The 16878-nt window shown below is 75.4% G+C and carries 15 protein-coding genes and 1 tRNA gene; 6 read left to right on the top strand and 10 right to left on the bottom strand.

From position 1 onward, the window contains the following. Positions 1-7: 7 nt before the first annotated feature. Positions 8-763 (bottom strand): DedA family protein, encoded by a 756-nt coding sequence (locus EQG70_RS06235; RefSeq protein ID WP_017833369.1) that lies wholly within the window; start codon positions 761-763, stop codon positions 8-10. A gap of 123 nt (positions 764-886) precedes the next feature. On the opposite strand from EQG70_RS06235, the gene EQG70_RS06230 reads away from it, so the two are divergent. Both EQG70_RS06230 and EQG70_RS06225 read left to right on the top strand, forming a co-directional pair. Then, on the top strand, positions 887-1897 hold the full coding sequence (locus EQG70_RS06230) for a mechanosensitive ion channel family protein (protein WP_109268097.1): 1011 nt from the start codon (positions 887-889) through the stop codon (positions 1895-1897). Then, positions 1894-2226, top strand: coding sequence for an antibiotic biosynthesis monooxygenase family protein (locus tag EQG70_RS06225; RefSeq protein ID WP_017833367.1), 333 nt, complete (start codon positions 1894-1896; stop codon positions 2224-2226). The genes EQG70_RS06230 and EQG70_RS06225 overlap by 4 nt, the downstream gene beginning before the upstream one ends. Positions 2227-2232: 6 nt before the next feature. Here EQG70_RS06225 and EQG70_RS06220 read toward each other — a convergent pair whose 3' ends face one another. Continuing rightward, a complete protein-coding gene (locus tag EQG70_RS06220) occupies positions 2233-3126 on the bottom strand; it encodes a LysR family transcriptional regulator substrate-binding protein (protein WP_017833366.1) in 894 nt (297 codons plus the stop codon). 120 nt (positions 3127-3246) lie between these two features. Here EQG70_RS06220 and EQG70_RS06215 point away from each other — a divergent pair. Beyond that, positions 3247-3319 (top strand) — tRNA-Ala (locus EQG70_RS06215). 88 nt (positions 3320-3407) lie between these two features. Here EQG70_RS06215 and EQG70_RS06210 read toward each other — a convergent pair. The 5 genes from EQG70_RS06210 to galU form a co-directional block, all read right to left on the bottom strand. Next, positions 3408-4310 (bottom strand): tachylectin-related carbohydrate-binding protein, encoded by a 903-nt coding sequence (locus tag EQG70_RS06210; RefSeq protein ID WP_017833365.1) that lies wholly within the window; start codon positions 4308-4310, stop codon positions 3408-3410. Positions 4311-4610: 300 nt separating this feature from the next. Beyond that, complete coding sequence (locus EQG70_RS06205) at positions 4611-6257, bottom strand: CYTH and CHAD domain-containing protein (protein WP_109268098.1); 1647 nt, start codon at positions 6255-6257, stop codon at positions 4611-4613. A gap of 168 nt (positions 6258-6425) precedes the next feature. Further along, positions 6426-7328, bottom strand: a complete 903-nt coding sequence (locus tag EQG70_RS06200) for a hypothetical protein (protein ID WP_017833363.1) — start codon at positions 7326-7328, stop codon at positions 6426-6428. 155 nt (positions 7329-7483) lie between these two features. Next, positions 7484-8116 (bottom strand): GNAT family N-acetyltransferase, encoded by a 633-nt coding sequence (locus tag EQG70_RS06195; RefSeq protein ID WP_017833362.1) that lies wholly within the window; start codon positions 8114-8116, stop codon positions 7484-7486. A gap of 14 nt (positions 8117-8130) precedes the next feature. Next, positions 8131-9045: a UTP--glucose-1-phosphate uridylyltransferase GalU gene (galU, locus tag EQG70_RS06190; protein WP_031282980.1), complete on the bottom strand. Its 915-nt coding sequence runs from the start codon at positions 9043-9045 to the stop codon at positions 8131-8133. A 161-nt stretch (positions 9046-9206) separates the two neighbouring features. On the opposite strand from galU, the gene EQG70_RS06185 reads away from it, so the two are divergent. The 3 genes from EQG70_RS06185 to EQG70_RS06175 all read left to right on the top strand — a co-directional run bounded on the left by EQG70_RS06185 (position 9207) and on the right by EQG70_RS06175 (position 11090). Next, positions 9207-9848 (top strand): 5-formyltetrahydrofolate cyclo-ligase, encoded by a 642-nt coding sequence (locus tag EQG70_RS06185; protein WP_109243779.1) that lies wholly within the window; start codon positions 9207-9209, stop codon positions 9846-9848. Positions 9849-9911: 63 nt separating this feature from the next. Next, positions 9912-10244 carry an FmdB family zinc ribbon protein gene (locus EQG70_RS06180; protein ID WP_017833359.1) on the top strand — a complete coding sequence of 111 codons (333 nt, stop codon included), beginning with the start codon at positions 9912-9914 and terminating at the stop codon, positions 10242-10244. A 129-nt stretch (positions 10245-10373) separates the two neighbouring features. Further along, on the top strand, positions 10374-11090 hold the full coding sequence (locus EQG70_RS06175) for an SAF domain-containing protein (protein WP_051063765.1): 717 nt from the start codon (positions 10374-10376) through the stop codon (positions 11088-11090). Here EQG70_RS06175 and EQG70_RS06170 read toward each other — a convergent pair. The 3 genes from EQG70_RS06170 to guaA form a co-directional block, all read right to left on the bottom strand. Then, entirely contained in the window at positions 11059-11340 is a 282-nt protein-coding gene (locus EQG70_RS06170) for a hypothetical protein (protein ID WP_109243778.1), read from the bottom strand. The genes EQG70_RS06175 and EQG70_RS06170 overlap by 32 nt on opposite strands. Next, positions 11330-15124, bottom strand: coding sequence for a hypothetical protein (locus EQG70_RS06165; protein ID WP_109243777.1), 3795 nt, complete (start codon positions 15122-15124; stop codon positions 11330-11332). Before EQG70_RS06165 ends, EQG70_RS06170 begins: the two co-directional genes overlap by 11 nt. 132 nt (positions 15125-15256) lie before the next feature. Then, the gene (guaA, locus tag EQG70_RS06160) at positions 15257-16864 is read right to left on the bottom strand and encodes a glutamine-hydrolyzing GMP synthase (protein WP_051063763.1); all 1608 of its coding nucleotides are present in this window, start codon (positions 16862-16864) and stop codon (positions 15257-15259) included. Positions 16865-16878 lie beyond the last annotated feature (14 nt).

Here is a 16878-nt window from a genome sequence, read left to right as displayed (position 1 = left end):
GCCGCGGTCACTGCTGCCCGCGCTCGCGGCGGGCGGAGTCGGACAGGCCCCGGCGGTTGCGCAGCACCCGCTTGAGCACCCACCACGCGATCAGGACCGCCACGGTGACGACCACGATCCGGGAGAAGATCCCGGCGTACTGCTCGGCGACGTGCCAGTTCTCGCCCAGGTAGAACCCGGCGAGCACGAAGATGGTGTTCCAGATCAGGGACCCCGCCGTGGTGAGCAGGACGAACGCGCTGAACGACATCCGCTCGATGCCGGCGGGGACCGAGATCAGCGACCGGAATACGGGGATCATGCGCCCGAAGAAGACGGCGGCCTTCCCGTGCCGCTCGAACCACGCCTCGGTGCGGTCGAGGTCGTGCAGGTCGACCAGGGGCATCCGGTCCACGATCGCCCGCAGCCGGCGGCGGCCGAGCGCGGCACCGATCCAGTAGAGGGCCACGGCGCCGACCACCGAGCCCAGGGTCGTCCAGAAGATCGCCCCGCCGAGCGAGAAGCTGCCCTGGCTCGCGGTGAACCCGGCCAGCGGGAGGATCACCTCGGACGGCAGCGGCGGGAAGAGGTTCTCGAGCGCGACGAGCAGACCGGCGCCAGGAGCGCCGATGGCCTCCATGACGTCGACGGCCCAGCCGGCGACCCCGCCCAGCGTCTCGGCGCCGGAGTCCTGGGCCCCGGTGATCCGGGCGGCCAGGACGGCCGCGTCCGGGGCGGCGGTGAGGTCGGGGGCGGCGGTCGGGGCGGGGCTGGGTGCAGTCATGGGTCCTCGGCGGTGGGCGGGGCGGGGCGGGGCCCGGCGGGTGCGACCACCATTGTGCCCGACGCACCTCCGGATCGGCTGGACGGCTGACGGGTCGCGGACGTCGTTGGTTACGCTTCCTCCATGCTCCTCCCTGCCCCCCTCCTGATGTCCACCCCCGTGCCGGCCCTGGACCCGGTGTGGGAGTTCTGGCTCGACAAGCCGCTGCGGATCCTCCTGGTGCTGCTCGGCGCCTCGATCCTGGCCGCCGTGGTGCGGCTGCTGATCCGCCGGGTCACCGGGGGGATCGCGAAGGGCACCCGGTCACGGATCGTGCGCCGGATGGAGCGGGGCAGGCCGCGCTGGGTCGAGGACGCGGGACTGGCCGGCGCGCGGCAGTCCCAGCGCGCCCACACCATCGGCTCGGTGCTCTCGTCCGTGGGGACGGTGGTGATCTGGGCCGTGGCCCTGGTGATGATCATCTCGGAGCTCGACTACGACATCGGCCCGGTCCTGTCCTCCGCCGGCATCGCCGGGGTGGCCCTGAGCTTCGGGGCGCAGTCCCTCGTGAAGGACTACCTGTCCGGGATCTTCATGGTCGCCGAGGACCAGCTCGGCATCGGGGACGTCGTCGACCTCGGCGAGGCGAGCGGGACCGTGGAGTCCGTGGGGCTGCGCGTGACCCAGGTCCGGGACGTCAACGGCACCCTGTGGCACGTGCGCAACGGGGAGATCCTGCGCGTGGGCAACCAGTCCCAGGGCTGGGCCCGCTGCGTGCTGGACCTGCCGGTGCCCTACGACACGAACATCGAGCTGGTCACGGAGCTGATCCTGCACGAGGCGGGGCTGCTGCGGGACGACCCGAAGGTCGGCGAGTACATCACCGAGGACCCGGAGGTGTGGGGCGTGGAGGCCGTGACCGGGGAGTCCGTCACCGTGCGCGTGGCCGTCCGCACGGTCCCCCTCAAGCAGTGGGACGTGGCCCGGGCGCTGCGGCTGCGGATCAAGAAGATGCTCGACCGCGAGGGCCTGCACGTGCCCCTGCTGAACCAGACCGTGATCCGGCAGGCCGAGGCCGGGGTCGCGGCGCCCGGTCCGCCGGAGACGGGACAGGTCCGGTCGGTCCGGCGCGATGTGCCAGGATCGGACGCATGAGCATCGTCAAGATCAACGCCATCACCGTCCCGGCCGACTCCGGCGACGAGCTGGGCCGGCGCTTCGCCGCCCACAGCGGCTCCATGGCCGGGGTCGCGGGCTTCGAGGGCTTCGAGCTGCTGCGACCCACGGACGGGCGCACGCAGTGGCTCGTGCTCACCCGGTGGGCCGACGAGGACTCCTACGACGCCTGGCGGTCCTCGCAGGACTTCGCCCGGTCCCACGGCGGCCCCGCCGGGGAGGGCGAGCGCCCCCGGCCCGTGGGCACCGCCTCGGAGCTGTGGTCCTACACGGTGGCCGTCGAGCAGCAGTCCCCCGGACAGCAGTAGGCGCCCTCAGCGCCGGCCACGGCCGCCGGACCGGCGGCCGCCCTTGGGCCCGCCGCGACCGGACCGCGCCCCGCCCCGGGGCGCGCCCGCCCGCCGCGCCCCCTGCGGGGGCTGTCCCCCACGGCGCGACGACGGGGCCCGTGCCGGACCCGCTTTGGCGGCCGGCCGGTCCTCCGCGGCCGGGGACGCCGGTGCGGCAGCACCCCGGGAGCTGTTGAGCCCCCTGCCGCGGACGACGCCCACGAAGTCCTGCACGAGCTCCTCCTGCTCCTCCGTCAGGTCCTGCGGCCACACCAGCGCCACGGGGACCGTGGCGGCATCGGGCACCACACGGTGGACGAGGTCCTTGCGGTGGTGCAGCCGGGCGAGCGACATGGGCAGGACGACCAGCCCCAGGCCCGCGGCGACGAGCTCGACGGCGTCCCGGGCGTGGCGCATCGGGGGCAGCGGCGCGTCCGCGGCGACAGCCTCCGGGGAGCGCAGCCGGTGGCGCTCGGGGAGGGTCGCCGGCTCCTGCAGCAGCACCTCGTCCACGAGCTCCGCGACCGGCACCTCGTCGAGCAGGGTCAGCTCGTGGTCCCGGGGCAGCACCACGACCTGCTGCTCCGCGTAGAGCTCCACCGCCCGGTACTCCTCGCGCAGCGTGGCGAGGTCGTCGACCCCGGGGCGCGGGTGCGCGGGCAGCCGCACGAAGCACGCGTGGGCGCGCCCCGCTCCCAGCTCCTCCTCCCACGCGTCCGTCTCGAGCGGGCGCTCGGCGAGGACGCGGCCGGGGTTGCGGTCCCGCCACCGGAAGAACCACTTGCCGGGCATCACGCCGGGGACGAAGGCGACCGCCAGGTCTGCCGTCTCGCCGGCCTCGTCGGCTGCGGGGTCGTGGGGTCCGGGCGCGTCGTCCATGCCGGTCAATCTACCCACTGCCGGCCCTGCTCCCCGACCACCGGCGGGAACCGCCCCGGACGCGCCGGGCGCCCGAGATGCGAAACCGGCGCGGGATGTATACGATGGAACGGTTGCTCCGGGGCTATAGCTCAGTTGGTAGAGCGTTTCGTTCGCAATGAAAAGGTCAGGGGTTCGATTCCCCTTAGCTCCACCGGAGGCGAAGGCCCCCGCTCGGCACAACGCCGGACGGGGGCATTCGTCGTGCGCGGGCCGTCGTCGTGCGGGCCGGGAGCCGCTCGCTAGTTCCCGTAGAGGACGTGCTCGAAGTTCCACCCGTTGCCGATCCTGCGCCCGGTGCCGTTGTTGGCCCAGCGCGGCGTGCCGTTGTTGCGCCCCTCGTGGCGGTACCAGAACAGGTCTCCGTCGAACGCGACCGCGTAGACGATCCCGCCTCCGCCGCCGAAGACGTGGGCGAAGTCCCACCCGCTGCCGACCTTGCGCCCGCGTCCGTTGTTGGCCCAGCGCGCCGTGCCGTCGCCGCGTCCCTCGTGGCGGTACCACAGCAGGTCCCCGTCGTGCTCCACCGCGTAGATGATCCCGTCGCCGCCGGCGAAGACGTGGGCGAAGTCCCACCCGTTGCCGATCTTGCGCCCGCGTCCGTTGTTGGCCCAGCGCGGCGTGCCGTTGCTGCGCCCCTCGTGGCGGTACCAGAAAAGGTCACCGTTGCCCTGCACCGCGTAGAGGACCCCGGCGCCGCCGGAGAAGACGTGGGTGAAGTCCCACCCGCTGCCGACCTTGCGCCCGCGGCCCCGGTTGGCCCAGCGCGCCGTGCCGTCGGCCGCGCCCTCGTGGCGGTACCACAGGAGGTCCCCGTCGTGCTCGACCCCGTAGACGACCCCGGCGCCGCCGGCGAAGACGTGGGCGAAGTCCCACCCGCTGCCGACCTTGCGCCCGGTGCCGTTGTTGGCCCAGCGCGGCGTGCCGTTGCTGCGGCCCTCGTGGCGGTACCACAGCAGGTCCTTGTCGTCCTCGACCCCGTAGATGACGCCGTTGGTGCTGGGAGCGGCGGCAGCCGTCGTCGGAACGGCCCCGACGGCGACGGCGGAGGCCACTGCGGTGCCGGCCGTCAGCAGTCCGCGGCGGGACATCACCAGGGAGATCCCGGACGGGGTCGGCCCGTCCGGCTGGGTGTGCTCGGTCATCACGCACTCCTCGGGTGCTGGAAGCCGTCCCGGCGGCCGTCCTCACCGGCCGACCGGGCAGTCGAGTCCGGGCCGGGAAACGCGCGAGAACGCTAACGGCCCGTCGACTGCGACCATCGTCCCCCCGTCCCCGTGACCCGGGCATGACTACTGCGACGGAACCGGACAGGCCGGCCCCGGCCGCCCGCCGCCCCGGGTGCAGACGGGGCCGGGGCGGCTCCGGCAGGGCTCAGGCGGGTCGTGGCGCGCCCCGCCGGAGCCTCTCGGGAGGCGTCCGCGCGGTGGCGTCCGGAGCGCCGCTCAGGCGAGGTCCTCCCGCAGCTGGGACAGGAGCACCCCCACCACGTCCGCCCCGCCGTCGGTCCCGGCCCGCAAGCGGAGGACCTCGGCGCCGTGCAGCGCCCCCACGGCGTAGCGGTCCGCACCGGAGCGCCCGAGGGCGGCCGCCGTGCCCGCGAGCCACCGCTCCACCACCGCGGCGTCCATGATCCGGCCCAGCTCGTCCTGGTAGTCCTCCGCGTCCCGGGCCGCGCGCCGCAGCTGCTTGCCCGGCCGGTGCCCGGTCCGGCCGAGGACGGCGTCGACGTAGCGCACGCGCTTGACGGCCTTGCGGACATCGTGCAGGTGCTCCAGCTGCCCCTCGCCGCCCGGGCCGCCGGCCAGCTCCGCCTCGGCCACGCGCACCACCTTCCGCAGGGCCCGGTGCACCACTGCGTCGGCGACCTCACGCCCCGAGAGCCGGGTGCACTCCTCGGTCAGCGGCGGACGGGCGGCGAAGTCCTGGACGTCCGCCAGGAGCCGCAGGTGCTCCTGGCCCGTGACGTGCCGGCGCACCTTCGCGGCCGCCGTCCGTGCCTCCTCCTCGGCCCGCTGCCGCAGGCTCTCCGCCGCGGCCGGCCCCACCCGCCCCTCGAGCGCCTCCACGCGCCCGGCCAGCAGCTCCGCCGTGACCTCGGCGTCCCGGGCCGCGGACAGCGTCCGGGCGAGCTCCCGCAGCCGGGCGTCCAGCTCCTCCGCCGCCGCGCCGTCGAAGAACGGCTTGGCCGCCCTCAGCACGCTGCGCAGGGAACGGGACGTCACGCGCATCTGGTGCACCGCGTCCGGGACGTCGAGGCGGACCCTGAAGTCCCAGAGCACCAGCTGTTCGGCGAGCTCCCCGAGCACCGCGCGCAGCACGTCCGGCCCGCCCGCCGGCTTCCCCTTCCTTCCCGCCTTGTTCTTGTTCTTCTTGTTCTTCTTGTTCTTCGTGCCGCTCCCGGCCTTCTTGCCGCTCCTGCCCTCCGGCTGCTTCTCGTCCTGCTTCCGGCCGGGCCCCGCCGGGGCGTCGTCGTCCTCGCCGAGCGCACGGGCGATCTTCGCCCGGGAGGTGGACGGCTTCCCGCCGGCCGCGAAGACCACGGCCTCGACCGCGGCGAAGATCTGCTCCTGGCGCACCTCGGGCACCGTGCCGTCGAGGAGCTCGACCTCCCACTCCGACCAGGACCGCGCCGTTCCCGTGCGCTCGTCGACGGCGTCCACGACGTCCACGGCGAGCTCCGCAACCGCCGCCCCCGTGCTGTCGCTGATCCGGTGCACCTGCCGCACGGTGCGGAGGGTCGCCACCGGCCGCAGCTCCTGTCCCCCGGTCAGCCCGGCGAGGAGGTTCCGCACGGACGCGGGCATCCGGTCCGGGGTGCGCAGCAGCGGCACCTGCAGCTCGTGGCGTCCGTCCGCGCCCTGGAACTTCACGTGCCACCCGTCGTCGGCCCCGCCCCGGCGGCGGCGCAGCGCGACCAGGCGCCGCCCCAGGGCCATGTCCTCGGTGTCGTGGTAGACGGCCTCCATGCGGTGCTCCACGGGCTCCGCCGAGACGGTGCACCCCTCCAGCGCGCTCCAGTCCACCCGGGCCTCGGCGCCCTCCGGGAACTCGTACTTGCGCTCGACCTCGCGGTGGGCGACGGCGGTCATGGGTGTCCTCCTGGTCGGGGCCACCGGTCGCCGGAACCGGCGGCCGGCCGTTGCGGCGATGATACCGGGGCCGTGCACGGCCCCCGGGGAAGCGAACCGCCGCGCGCCCCGGCGGGGGCGTGCGGCGGTGCGTGCGGCCCGGTCGACCGGGCCGGGTGGTGCGTGCGCTCAGGCGCGGCGGCGCTTGAGGACGTCGTCGAGGTCGAGGGCGGCGCGGCGCTGCTCCTCGCCCGTGCGCACGGCGTCCTTCAGGCTCGCGGAGCGGGCGGCGGGCTGCTCCGGCACCGGCAGCGGCTCCGGCTCCGGGCGCTGGACCACGGGCGCCTCGGCGTAGGTCGGACGCGGCACGGGCACCGGCTCCCACGTCCGGGCAGCGGCGGCCGGTGCGGACTCTCGGGCCACGCGGAGCGCCTCGGCCCGCAGCTCCTCGACCGTGAAGGCGGCGGGTGCGGGCATCCGGGGCTGCTCCTCGGGGGTGGGCAGGTCGAGGTCCTCGGCCGTCCGGCGCGACTGCTCGCGGACCTCCTCCGCCACGACGTGCTCGTTGTCGAACAGGGCGACGTCCTCGCGGGGGGCGTGCGGCTCCGCCTCCGCCTCCGGCGCCCGGACCGCGGGGCGCGACGCACGGCGGGCGGCCCGGTCCTGGACGGCCAGGTAGCGCAGGGACAGGACGGCGCCGACGCCGAGCAGCAGCAGGAAGACGGGCCACGGCCAGCTCACCGCGGCGGAGAACGGTGCGACCACGGCGGTGACGAGTGCGGCCAGGAGGGCGGCGCACCCGGCGAGGAGGATCACGGCGCGGTCCCGCCTGATGCGCAGGTGCCCTCTGCCGGTGCGTCCGGGGTCGCCGTCGGCGGGCCGGGGGACGGTGTCGGTGGTCGCCATGATGTTCCTTCGTCGGCGGGACGCGGGTGGGGGCTGCTCGATCGGCGCGGGGAGACCGTCGGGGCCGGCCGTCTCGGCCGGCGCCTCGACGGGGAGCTCCCGGCGGCGCTGCAGTCGCGGCGCGACCCAGAACAGCGACAGCGCGCACACCACGGCCAGCACGGCCGAGCTGCTCACCCAGATCATGGTCGCGGTCCTGCCTTCGTGGTCGCCGGATCGAGCGGACGGGGGACGCCGGCGCGCTGCGCCGGCGTGTCCGGGGCCCGGGCTCGGGCCGTGAGGAACAGCCTACTACCGCGGGGGCGCGCCTGTGGGTATCCCTGTGGACACGCCCGGCCGGGTCACTGCCACACGGCGGGGCGGTCCGATCCCGTGAACCGGCGGACGAGTCCCTCGGGCGCCTCCGGCGCGGTGAGCGCGAAGCTGCGGTGGTCCGTCCAGCGCCCGTCGATGTGCAGGAAGTCCTTGCGCAGCCCCTCGTCCCGGAACCCGAGCTTCTCCACCACCCGCAGGGACTTGGTGTTCTCCGGCCGGATGTTGATCTCGATCCGGTGCAGCCCGAGGCCCTGGAAGCAGTAGTCGGTGGCCATGGCCACCGCCATGGGGGCCACGCCGCGTCCCGCCTGGTCCCGGTCCACCCAGTACCCCAGGGTCGCGGACAGGAACGACCCCCACGAGATCCCGGAGACGGTCAGCTGGCCGACGAGACCGAACCGCTCCGTCCCCGGGACCCGCTCCGTGATGAGGAAGGGCAGGGCCGTGCCCTGCCGGGCCTGCTGGTCGAGGGTGCGCACGAACTGCCCGAACGTGGGCGGGGCCCCGCCGGGTGCGGGGTTCGTGGCCTCCCACGGGTCGAGCCAGTCCCGGTTGCGGGCGCGCACGACGTCCCACTCCCGGCGGTCCCCCCGGGCCAGCGGACGCAGCCGGAGGTCCCCCCAGGAGACGGTGACGGGCCACCGGAACTGTCCGGCCACGGGAGCGCGGTCTCTCAGCCGACCGGCAGGGTCCGGGTGTACTCCCTGAGCCACTCGCACAGCTCGGGCCCGAGGTCCTCGCGCTCCGAGGCCAGGATGATGTTGGCCTTGAGGTAGCTGAGCTTGTCGCCGGTGTCGTAGCGACGGCCCTTGAAGACCACCCCGTACACCCCGCCGCCCTCGCCCTCGCGCTGGGCGAGGGTCTGCAGCGCGTCGGTGAGCTGGATCTCGTTGCCGCGCCCGGGGGCGGTGTTCTCCAGCACCTCGAACACCTCCGGCACCAGCACGTAGCGCCCGATCACGGCCAGGTTGGACGGAGCGTCCTCCGGGGCCGGCTTCTCCACCAGCCCGTTGATCCGCACGTAGTCCTCCCCCTCCACCGCGGTGACGTCCGCGCAGCCGTAGGCGCTGATCTGCTCGGCCGGGACCTCCATCAGCGCGACCACGGAGCCGCCGGTGCGCTCCTGCACGGCGATCATCTCGGTGAGCAGCTCGTCCCGGGCGTCGATCAGGTCGTCGCCCAGCAGCACCGCGAAGGGCTCGTCACCGATGTGGATCTTCGCCCGCAGCACCGCGTGCCCCAGTCCCTTGGGGTCCGCCTGGCGCAGGTAGTGGATCTCGCCGAGCTCGGAGGCGTGCTCCACCGCCCGCAGCAGATCGGTCTTGCCCGACTCCTCGAGCTGGTGCTCCAGGGCCGGCACCCGGTCGAAGTGGTCCTCCAGCGCCCGCTTCGAGCGCCCGGTGATCATCAGGACGTCCTGGAGACCGGCGTCGACCGCCTCCTGGACCACGTACTGGATGGCCGGCCGGTCCACGACCGGCAACATCTCCTTGGGCATGGCCTTCGTCGCGGGGAGGAACCGGGTGCCGAGCCCGGCGGCAGGAATGACGGCCTTCCGGACCGTCCGGGGGTTGCTGTTTCCACTCATGCGCTCAGGCTAACGGATCGGGGGCTCCCACCAGCGGATTCCCGCCCGGGCACGCTTGCCCGCCGCGGTGGTGCGCGGCTAGCCTCGCACCACCGGCCCGCCAGGGCCGGCGCGTCCGGGCGCCGCCCGGGCCGAGCGTCGGACGAGGAGCGGACACGACGATGACCGACCCCCGCGGTCCCGCCGAGGCCAAGACCCGGCTGCGCCGGCAGCTCGTGGCGGCCCGCGCGCGGCGCTCCCGGGCCGCCCGCGAGCACGCCGCCGTGGCCTTCGACCGGCACCTGACCGAGCTGCTGGCCGACCGCCCGCACCTCGACGTCGCCGCGTACCTGCCGCTGGCCACAGAGCCGCCCCTCGAGCCCGCTCTCGTCACGGCTCACCACCGCGGCCACCGGATCTGGGTGCCCGTGTGCGAGCCCGGGCGCCGGCTCTCGTGGGCGCGGTGGACGCCGGACACCCCCGAGCGGTCCGGCGGCGCGGGCGGACTGCGCGAGCCCGTGGGCGCCCGCCACGGCGCGGAGGTGATGCACGCGGTGGGTCTGCTGCTGGTGCCCGCGCTCGCCGTGGCGCCCGGCGGCGCGCGGCTGGGCTTCGGCGGCGGCTACTACGACCGCTTCCTCGCCACGCTGCCGCGCACGGCGCACCCGGAGCTGCGCACCGTGGTGTGCGTCTTCGCCGACGAGGTCCTCCCGGCCGGGTCCGTGCCGGTCGAGGAGCTCGACGCCCCCGTGCCGCTGGCCCTCACGGAGAACGGAACCGTGCGGCTGGAGGGGCCCCCCGGTCCGGCGCGGGGAACACGGTAGAATCGGCAGTCGACCCCTTCGAGTGCCAACGAGCGCGCTCGTCGACCCTTCCCAGGAGGACCCATGCCCGTCTACGCCTACGCCTGCAAGGACTGCGGCCACGCGTTCGACATCCGCCAGTCGTTCAGCGAGGACGCCCTGACCGTCTGCCCGGAGTGCGACGGGGGCCTGCGCAAGAAGTTCAACACGGTGGGCGTGGTGTTCAAGGGCTCCGGCTTCTACCGCAACGACTCGCGCTCCGGCGGCGCGGACTCGGGCGCCTCCACGTCCTCCACGTCCTCCGCGTCCTCCACCGCCGAGCCGGCGGCGCCGGCGAAGACGGCGACCCCGGCGACCGCCGGCGCGGGCGCGTCCTCCTCGTCCGCCTCCGCGACCGCGGGCGGGTCCTCCGACTGAGCCGGTCCCCGGACGCCGCCCCGGCGTCCGCACTGCACGGGAGGCACCTCCCGGGCGGCGCTGCCCGCCCCTCCCCAGGCGGCCCCGGAACGGCGGGGTCCCGGGCACCCGGCCCGTAGCGTGCCCGGCATGAGCCGCCGCCCCCGGACCGTCCGACGCCGCTACCCGCTGTCCCTGCACCTGCGCTCGGCACTGTCCCGGCGCCGCCGGCTGGTGGCCGCGCTGCTCCTCGGGCTCGCGGCGGCCCTGGTGGTCCTGCGGCTCGGCCCGCCCCAGACCAGGACGGTGCCGGTGGTCACCGCCGCCGAGGCGCTGCCCGCGGGCACGGTGGTCACCCCGGAGCGGCTCGCGGTGGCCGCCTATCCCCACGGGCTGGCGCCGGAGGGTGCCGTGGCCGACCCCGCGGAGCTGTCCGGGCGCGTCCTGGCGGGCGCCGCGGGCCCCGGGCAGCCGCTGACGGAGACCGCGCTCGTGGGCCCGGGACTGCTGACGGGACAGGACGGGGGCGTCACGGCGGTGACGCTGCGCATCGACGACCCCGGTGTGCTGCGGCACGTGCGCGCGGGCGACCACGTGGACGTCGTCCACCTGCCCGACGGCGCCGCGCCGGGCGGGCGTCAGGTCCTGGGCAGGGGCCTGCCCGTGCTGTGGGTCTCCTCCGCGGACCCCGGTGGGGACGGCGGTCTGCTCGCCGGGCCCGGCACCTCCGAGGAGGAGGGACTGCTGGTGGTGGGGGCCCCGCACGAGGGCGCCGCGCAGCTCGCGGGCGCGGGCGGCACCGGGCGCACCACCGTGGTCCTCGTCCCGGCGCTGGTCAGTCCCAGTGCGGAGGCCGCTGGGCCCTGAGCCAGTCCTCGTGGGCCCGATCGGAGGCCTCGTCCGCCCGGTCCGCGTCCGCCGCGGACGCCCGCCCGTCCAGGCCGGGCAGGCGCGGCTCCGCCCCGGTGGACGTGCCGTCGGTGAACGTGCCCCCGGTGGCACGCCTCGGCCCGCGCCGGCGGGGGCGCGGGGCGGCGGGCACGTCCCGCCGGGGGGCGCGGTCCGGCTCGGCGGGCCCGGGGTCCCCGCCGGACGCCGGGCCCGGCTCAGCCGGCACGGTCACCCCGCTGCGGGGCGGCGGGCAGGCCGAGATAGCGCCGGATCAGCTCGGCGACGGTGTCCGGGTCGGTGAAGACCTCGATGGTCCACAACGTGAGGTAGTTCCAGCCGGTGCGCTCGAGCTGCTGGGGCCGCAGCCGCGAGCGCTCCCGCACGGACAGGGCGGCGTTCTCCGGCGAGCCGTCGGACTGCCCGGCCACGGGGATCCGCAGCGGCCGGCCCTCGGCACGGGTGCGGCCCGGGACCACGGCCCCCGCGGACAGCGACTCCGTGCCGGCCCAGGCGACCAGGTCGAGGACGCCCGCGTAGTCCAGCCGCACCGAGGCACCGCGCTCCACCAGCCGGCGGGCGAGGTCGACCACCAGGGCGTCGTCGTGGGTGTCCCGGGCCTCCTCCTCCCCCGGCGGCAGGCCGCCGAGGTGCGCGGCGAGCACACGGGCGAAGTCCCGCGCGCCGTGCTGGAGGCCCTTTCCCTCCATCTCCCCCGGGTGCAGGGAGGTCACGATGCGGGTGCTGTGGCGGGCCCGGGTCATGCCGAGCACGAAGTGCTGGCGGCCGTGCCGCTCCGACAGCGCCCCGAGGTACGGCACGGTGCGCCCGTTGGCCGTCTTGCCGAAGCCCAGCGAGAAGATGACGGTGTCCCGCACGATGCCCGCCGCCCGGTGCAGGTCGACCACCCGGAAGGACTCGGGGCCCGGGGCGAAGAAGGCCGCGGCGGCGGGCTCCTCGCGCATCCGCTGCCGGACGGCCTGCGCGATCCGCGCGGCGTGCACCGCGCTGGCCGTGACCACGGCCAGGGACCGGCGCGGGTGGCGCGCGGCGTGCTCGAAGACGAGCTCCACGACGCGCCGCACCTCGGCGGCGGGCGCCTGGATGCCCTCGATCCCGGCGGTCAGGGCGCCCACGCCGTCCGGGACGTACTCGACGTCGAGGACGGGGGTGGCCCCGGTGACGGACTCACCGTGCGGGAGCCTGCTCAGGCGCCCGCCGTAGAACTGCTCGTTGAGGTGGCGGAAGACCTGCTCGTCCATGGACCGGTACACGGTCCGCAGCGTCCGCTCCGGCACCACGCGGGAGAGGGCGTCGAAGGCGCTGTCCACCTCGACCACCGGCTGGGCGCCCGGGGCGGGCACCGCGGTGGGCGCCACCGTGAACGGCTGCGGGCGGCCCAGGTGCGGGTCCCCGAACGCGATGACCTGCCGGCACCGGGTCAGCGCCGGCAGCACCGCCGCGAGCGGGGAGCTCTCGGCGTCCAGCACCACCACGGCGTCGAAGTCGTGGTCCTCGGGCAGCGCCGCGGAGAGCACCAGGGGGCTGGCCGTCCAGACGGGCACCAGCGAGCCGATCAGCTCGCCCGCCGAGGCGCTGACCTCCTCGAGCGGGGCGGCCCCCGCCCGGAGCATGCGGCGCAGGGCGGCCGCCGCGCGCGGGGAGCGCCGGACGGTGCGCTGCCAGCGGTCGGCGAGCTCCCAGAGGAGCCGGCCGGCCCCGGAGGCCACGTGCGCCGCGTCGGCGCGGCGGAACACGGACTCCACCTTGCGCAGGGTGTGCCCCTCCGGCATCGCCAGGAAGTCGTCGCCGGTGATCATGGCCTCGAGCGTGGACTGCCACCACGCGAGGTCGAACTCCCCGGAGACCTCCGCGCGGGGCACGGTGCGCCGCACGAGGTCGTCCACGAGCTCGCCGAGGCCCTGGCCGCGCAGCTCGTCGAGCAGGACGGTGCGCTCGGGCAGCACGGCGAGGTTCTCCTCGTCGTTGATGAGCCCGTCCAGGGTCTCGCGCAGCCGGTCGATCGGCAGCCCCAGGAGGTCGGCGCCGGTGGACGAGCCCTCGAGGGCGATGGCCAGGCCCTCGAGGTCCTCCACGAAGCGGGCCTGCACGGCCGCGAGCTCCTCGACCCGCTCGGAGACGACCGGGTGCGTGGACGAGGTGGCCCACTCCCGCCACCGCTCCCGCTCCGACTGCACGCGCAGCAGGGCGGCGTGCAGGTCCGAGAGGTGCACCCCGTGCCGGATGTACTCCTTCGCGGCCTTGCGCAGCCGTGAGCGCTGCAGCCCGGTCATCTCGATCCCGTGCTCCCGCCGCCAGCCGGACCCGGCGGTCGCGGCGACCAGGTCCGTCACGGGCCGATCGTAGATGTCGGGCGTGAAGCGGGTCAGGGAGTCCTGGACCTCCTGCAGCAGCCGCAGCTGCCGGCCCCACTCGGGCACGGTCGTGCCGCCGCGCAGCCCGCTGGTGGCCAGGACGTGCCGCATCCCGGTCTCGAGGGTGGTGAGCTCCAGGAGCAGGGACTGGGCCAGCCGGTGCGCCTGCCGGGCCTCGTCCTCGTTGACCAGGCGCGCCCCGGTCCAGGGCCCGGCCAGGGTCCCGGCGTCGAAGGCCCCGAGCTCGGCGGCGCGCTCGAGCCGGGCGACGGCGTCGCCGCGCTCCGTGACCGCGTCGAGCACGGAGCGCGGGAACCGCACGGCCGTGGCGGGCGCCGGCCGGCGGGAGGTCAGCTCGGCGAGCGCCTGCACGGCCCGGTACGGGGAGACGGACCACCGGGGCCGCACGGTGTGCAGGGACCGCACGTGCTCGGCGAGCTGGTCCCGGCTGGTGCGCAGCGTCTCGTGCAGCTCGGCGAGGTCCGGGCGCTCGGCGCGCTCGTTGCGGGCCACCGCCCGGACGAGCTGCTGGGCCACGTCGGCGTCGCTGAGCTGGGAGGACAGCGGCAGGACGGCGGTGCCCAGGCCCAGCCCGTCCATCCGCCGCCCGAACGCGGCGAGCGTGGTGCGCCGCTCGCCCAGGACCAGGACGGTGCGGCCGGCGGCCACGAGGGTGCCCACCGTGTTGACGGCGGTGTCGAGCTGCCCGGTGCCGGGGGCCGCGGTCACCACGAAGGAGTGGCCCTGGGCGGCGAGGTCGAGGACCTCCTGCTGGGGGCCGTCGGCGTCGAGCAGGAGGAGCTCGTCGGCGGGGTCGCGCTGGTCCAGCGGGGGCGCGTCGTCCGTGATCTCCTCGACCTGGGGGATCCGTCCGACCGCGGAGTCCTTGAGCCGGGCGAGGTCCCGGACCACCGCGGTGCGGGCCACGACCGACAGGTCGGCGGGCCGGTCGTGCAGATCGGCGAACGTGGAGACGAGCAGCTTGTGCTCGACGTGCATCCCGGGCACCGCCCCGGCGAGGGTGCGCAGGGTCTCGAGGGCGGGGGCCGGGTCGAGCCGGCGGGTGCCGTAGGCGAGGCGGGCGAGCTCGCCGGAGGTCAGGTCCACGCCGTGGTCCGCGGCCAGCCGGCGGACCATGGCGGGGTTGAGCCGGGCGGGGCCGACGAGCTGGAGCTCGAAGTCGTCGAGGTCCGGGCGCGGCTTCAGGGCGAGGGGCGCGAGCAGGACGGGGGCGATCCAGCGGCGCTGTCCGGCGCCGGTCGGGTCGGAGCCCCGGGGCCGGGCGAGCCAGGACGCGGTGCCGGCGGCGAGGTACGCGGCGTCCAGCCCGTGGTTGACCGACAGCTCGTGGGTCTTGGTGCGCAGGGACCGGGCCGCGCGCACGGCGTGCCCGTAGGCCTCGGGGTCGTGCACGATCGTGGACAGGCGGGTGGGGCGGCCCATGAGCAGCTGGGCCTGCCCCGAGGAGTTCGCCTCGGTGAGGTCGATGCAGACGTTGTCGACCTGGTTGAAGTCCAGCAGCGTGTCCGGGCCGGTGTAGGCGTCCATCTGGCGGGTCCAGGGCTGCAGCGAGACGCGCGGGGGCTGCGCCCGGGAGGTGTCCGACTCCTGGGGGGTGCGGTCGGCTCCGATCGACATGGTTCTCCTCCTGCGCCTCGGCCCGGGGGCCGGGCACCGCTCACGCACGGGTCGAGCGGTCCGTGCGGACCGCTCGACCCCGGCTGCTCGTGTACCGCCCGTGCGGGGCGGGCCCTGGGCCCGCCCCCGGGCCTACTCCCACTCGATGGTGCCCGGGGGCTTGGACGTGACGTCCAGGACCACCCGGTTGACCTCTTCGACCTCGTTGGTGATGCGGTTGGAGACGCGGGCCAGCAGGTCGTAGGGCAGGCGCGACCAGTCGGCGGTCATCGCGTCCTCGCTGGACACGGGACGCAGCACGATGGGGTGCCCGTACGTGCGGCCGTCGCCCTGCACGCCCACCGAGCGCACGTCCGCCAGGAGCACGACCGGCATCTGCCACACCTCGTCGTCGAGCCCGGCGCGGGTCAGCTCCTCGCGGGCGATGGCGTCGGCGCGGCGCAGGACCGCGAGGTTGGCCTCCGTGATCTCCCCGATGATGCGGATGCCCAGCCCGGGGCCGGGGAACGGCTGGCGGCCCACGATCTCGTGGGGCAGGCCGAGCTCGCGCCCCACGGCACGGACCTCGTCCTTGAACAGCGTGCGCAGCGGCTCCACGAGCTCGAACTGCAGGTCCTCGGGCAGCCCGCCCACGTTGTGGTGGCTCTTGATGTTGGCGGCGCCCTCCCCGCCGCCGGACTCCACCACGTCGGGGTAGAGGGTGCCCTGGACGAGGAAGCGCACGGGCTCGCCCTCCTGGGCGGCGGTCTTGGCGACCTCCTCCGCGGCGGCCTCGAAGGAGCGGATGAACTCCCGGCCGATGATCTTGCGCTTCTGCTCGGGGTCGGTGACGCCGGCGAGCGCGGTGAGGAAGCGCTCCTTCTCCTCGGCCACGTAGAGGTTGACGCCGGTCGCGGCCACGAAGTCCTGCTCGACCTGCTCGGCCTCGCCCTCGCGCAGCAGCCCGTGGTCCACGAACACGCAGGTGAGCTGGTCGCCCACGGCCCGCTGGACCAGGGCGGCGGCCACGGCGGAGTCCACGCCGCCGGAGAGACCGCAGATCACGGACGCGGAGCCGACCTGCGCGCGGATCCGCTGGACGTGCTCCTCGATGATGTTGCCGGTCGACCAGGTGGGCTCGACCCGGGCGCCGTCGAAGAGGAAGTGCTCGAGCACCTGCTGCCCGTGCACGGAGTGCTTGACTTCCGGGTGCCACTGCACGCCGTAGAGCCGGCGGGCATCGTCGGCGAACGCGGCCACCGGGGTGGTCTCCGTGGAGGCGAGCACCTCGAAGCCGGCGGGGGCCTCGACGACCGAGTCGCCGTGGCTCATCCACACGGTCTGGGTGCCCGGGGAGCCCTCCAGGATGGAGGCCGTGGGACCGCCGACGGCGGTGGCGGTGGTGGCCCCGTACTCGCGGGCGCCGGTGTGCGCGACGGTCCCGCCGAGGGCCTGCGCCATGGCCTGGAAGCCGTAGCAGATGCCCAGGACGGGCACCCCGGCCTCGAAGAGCGCCGCGTCCTGCTGCGGCGCGTCCTCGGCGTAGACGGAGGAGGGGCCGCCCGAGAGGATGATCGCCGCCGGGTTCTTGGCGAGGATCTGCTCGGTCGACCAGGTGTGGGGGACGATCTCGGAATAGACACTGGCCTCGCGGACCCGGCGGGCGATCAGCTGCGCGTACTGCGCGCCGTAGTCGACCACCAGGACCGGGCGCTGCTCCAGATCGGTGCGGGTCTCAGCTGTTTCGGTCACGCCCTCCATCCTAGGCCAGGCGC

Source organism: Kocuria rosea, from assembly GCF_006094695.1.
GTDB classification, from domain to species: domain Bacteria; phylum Actinomycetota; class Actinomycetes; order Actinomycetales; family Micrococcaceae; genus Kocuria; species Kocuria rosea.
Note: the sequence above shows the minus strand (reverse complement) of the source record. Positions and strands in the feature narration are given on the sequence as shown.

Excerpts from the sequence above, each read along its gene's own strand:
- EQG70_RS06205 (WP_109268098.1), bottom strand. The coding sequence starts at position 6,257 with ATGACCGCCGTCGCCCACCGCGAGGTCGAGCGCAAGTACGAGTTCCCG.
- EQG70_RS06235 (WP_017833369.1), bottom strand. The coding sequence starts at position 763 with ATGACTGCACCCAGCCCCGCCCCGACCGCCGCCCCCGACCTCACCGCC.
- EQG70_RS06210 (WP_017833365.1), bottom strand. The coding sequence starts at position 4,310 with ATGACCGAGCACACCCAGCCGGACGGGCCGACCCCGTCCGGGATCTCC.
- EQG70_RS06220 (WP_017833366.1), bottom strand. The coding sequence starts at position 3,126 with ATGGACGACGCGCCCGGACCCCACGACCCCGCAGCCGACGAGGCCGGC.
- EQG70_RS06175 (WP_051063765.1), top strand. The coding sequence starts at position 10,374 with ATGAGCCGCCGCCCCCGGACCGTCCGACGCCGCTACCCGCTGTCCCTG.
- EQG70_RS06180 (WP_017833359.1), top strand. The coding sequence starts at position 9,912 with ATGCCCGTCTACGCCTACGCCTGCAAGGACTGCGGCCACGCGTTCGAC.
- EQG70_RS06230 (WP_109268097.1), top strand. The coding sequence starts at position 887 with ATGCTCCTCCCTGCCCCCCTCCTGATGTCCACCCCCGTGCCGGCCCTG.
- EQG70_RS06200 (WP_017833363.1), bottom strand. The coding sequence starts at position 7,328 with ATGATCTGGGTGAGCAGCTCGGCCGTGCTGGCCGTGGTGTGCGCGCTG.
- guaA (WP_051063763.1), bottom strand. The coding sequence starts at position 16,864 with ATGGAGGGCGTGACCGAAACAGCTGAGACCCGCACCGATCTGGAGCAG.
- EQG70_RS06165 (WP_109243777.1), bottom strand. The coding sequence starts at position 15,124 with ATGTCGATCGGAGCCGACCGCACCCCCCAGGAGTCGGACACCTCCCGG.
- galU (WP_031282980.1), bottom strand. The coding sequence starts at position 9,045 with ATGAGTGGAAACAGCAACCCCCGGACGGTCCGGAAGGCCGTCATTCCT.
- EQG70_RS06185 (WP_109243779.1), top strand. The coding sequence starts at position 9,207 with ATGACCGACCCCCGCGGTCCCGCCGAGGCCAAGACCCGGCTGCGCCGG.
- EQG70_RS06225 (WP_017833367.1), top strand. The coding sequence starts at position 1,894 with ATGAGCATCGTCAAGATCAACGCCATCACCGTCCCGGCCGACTCCGGC.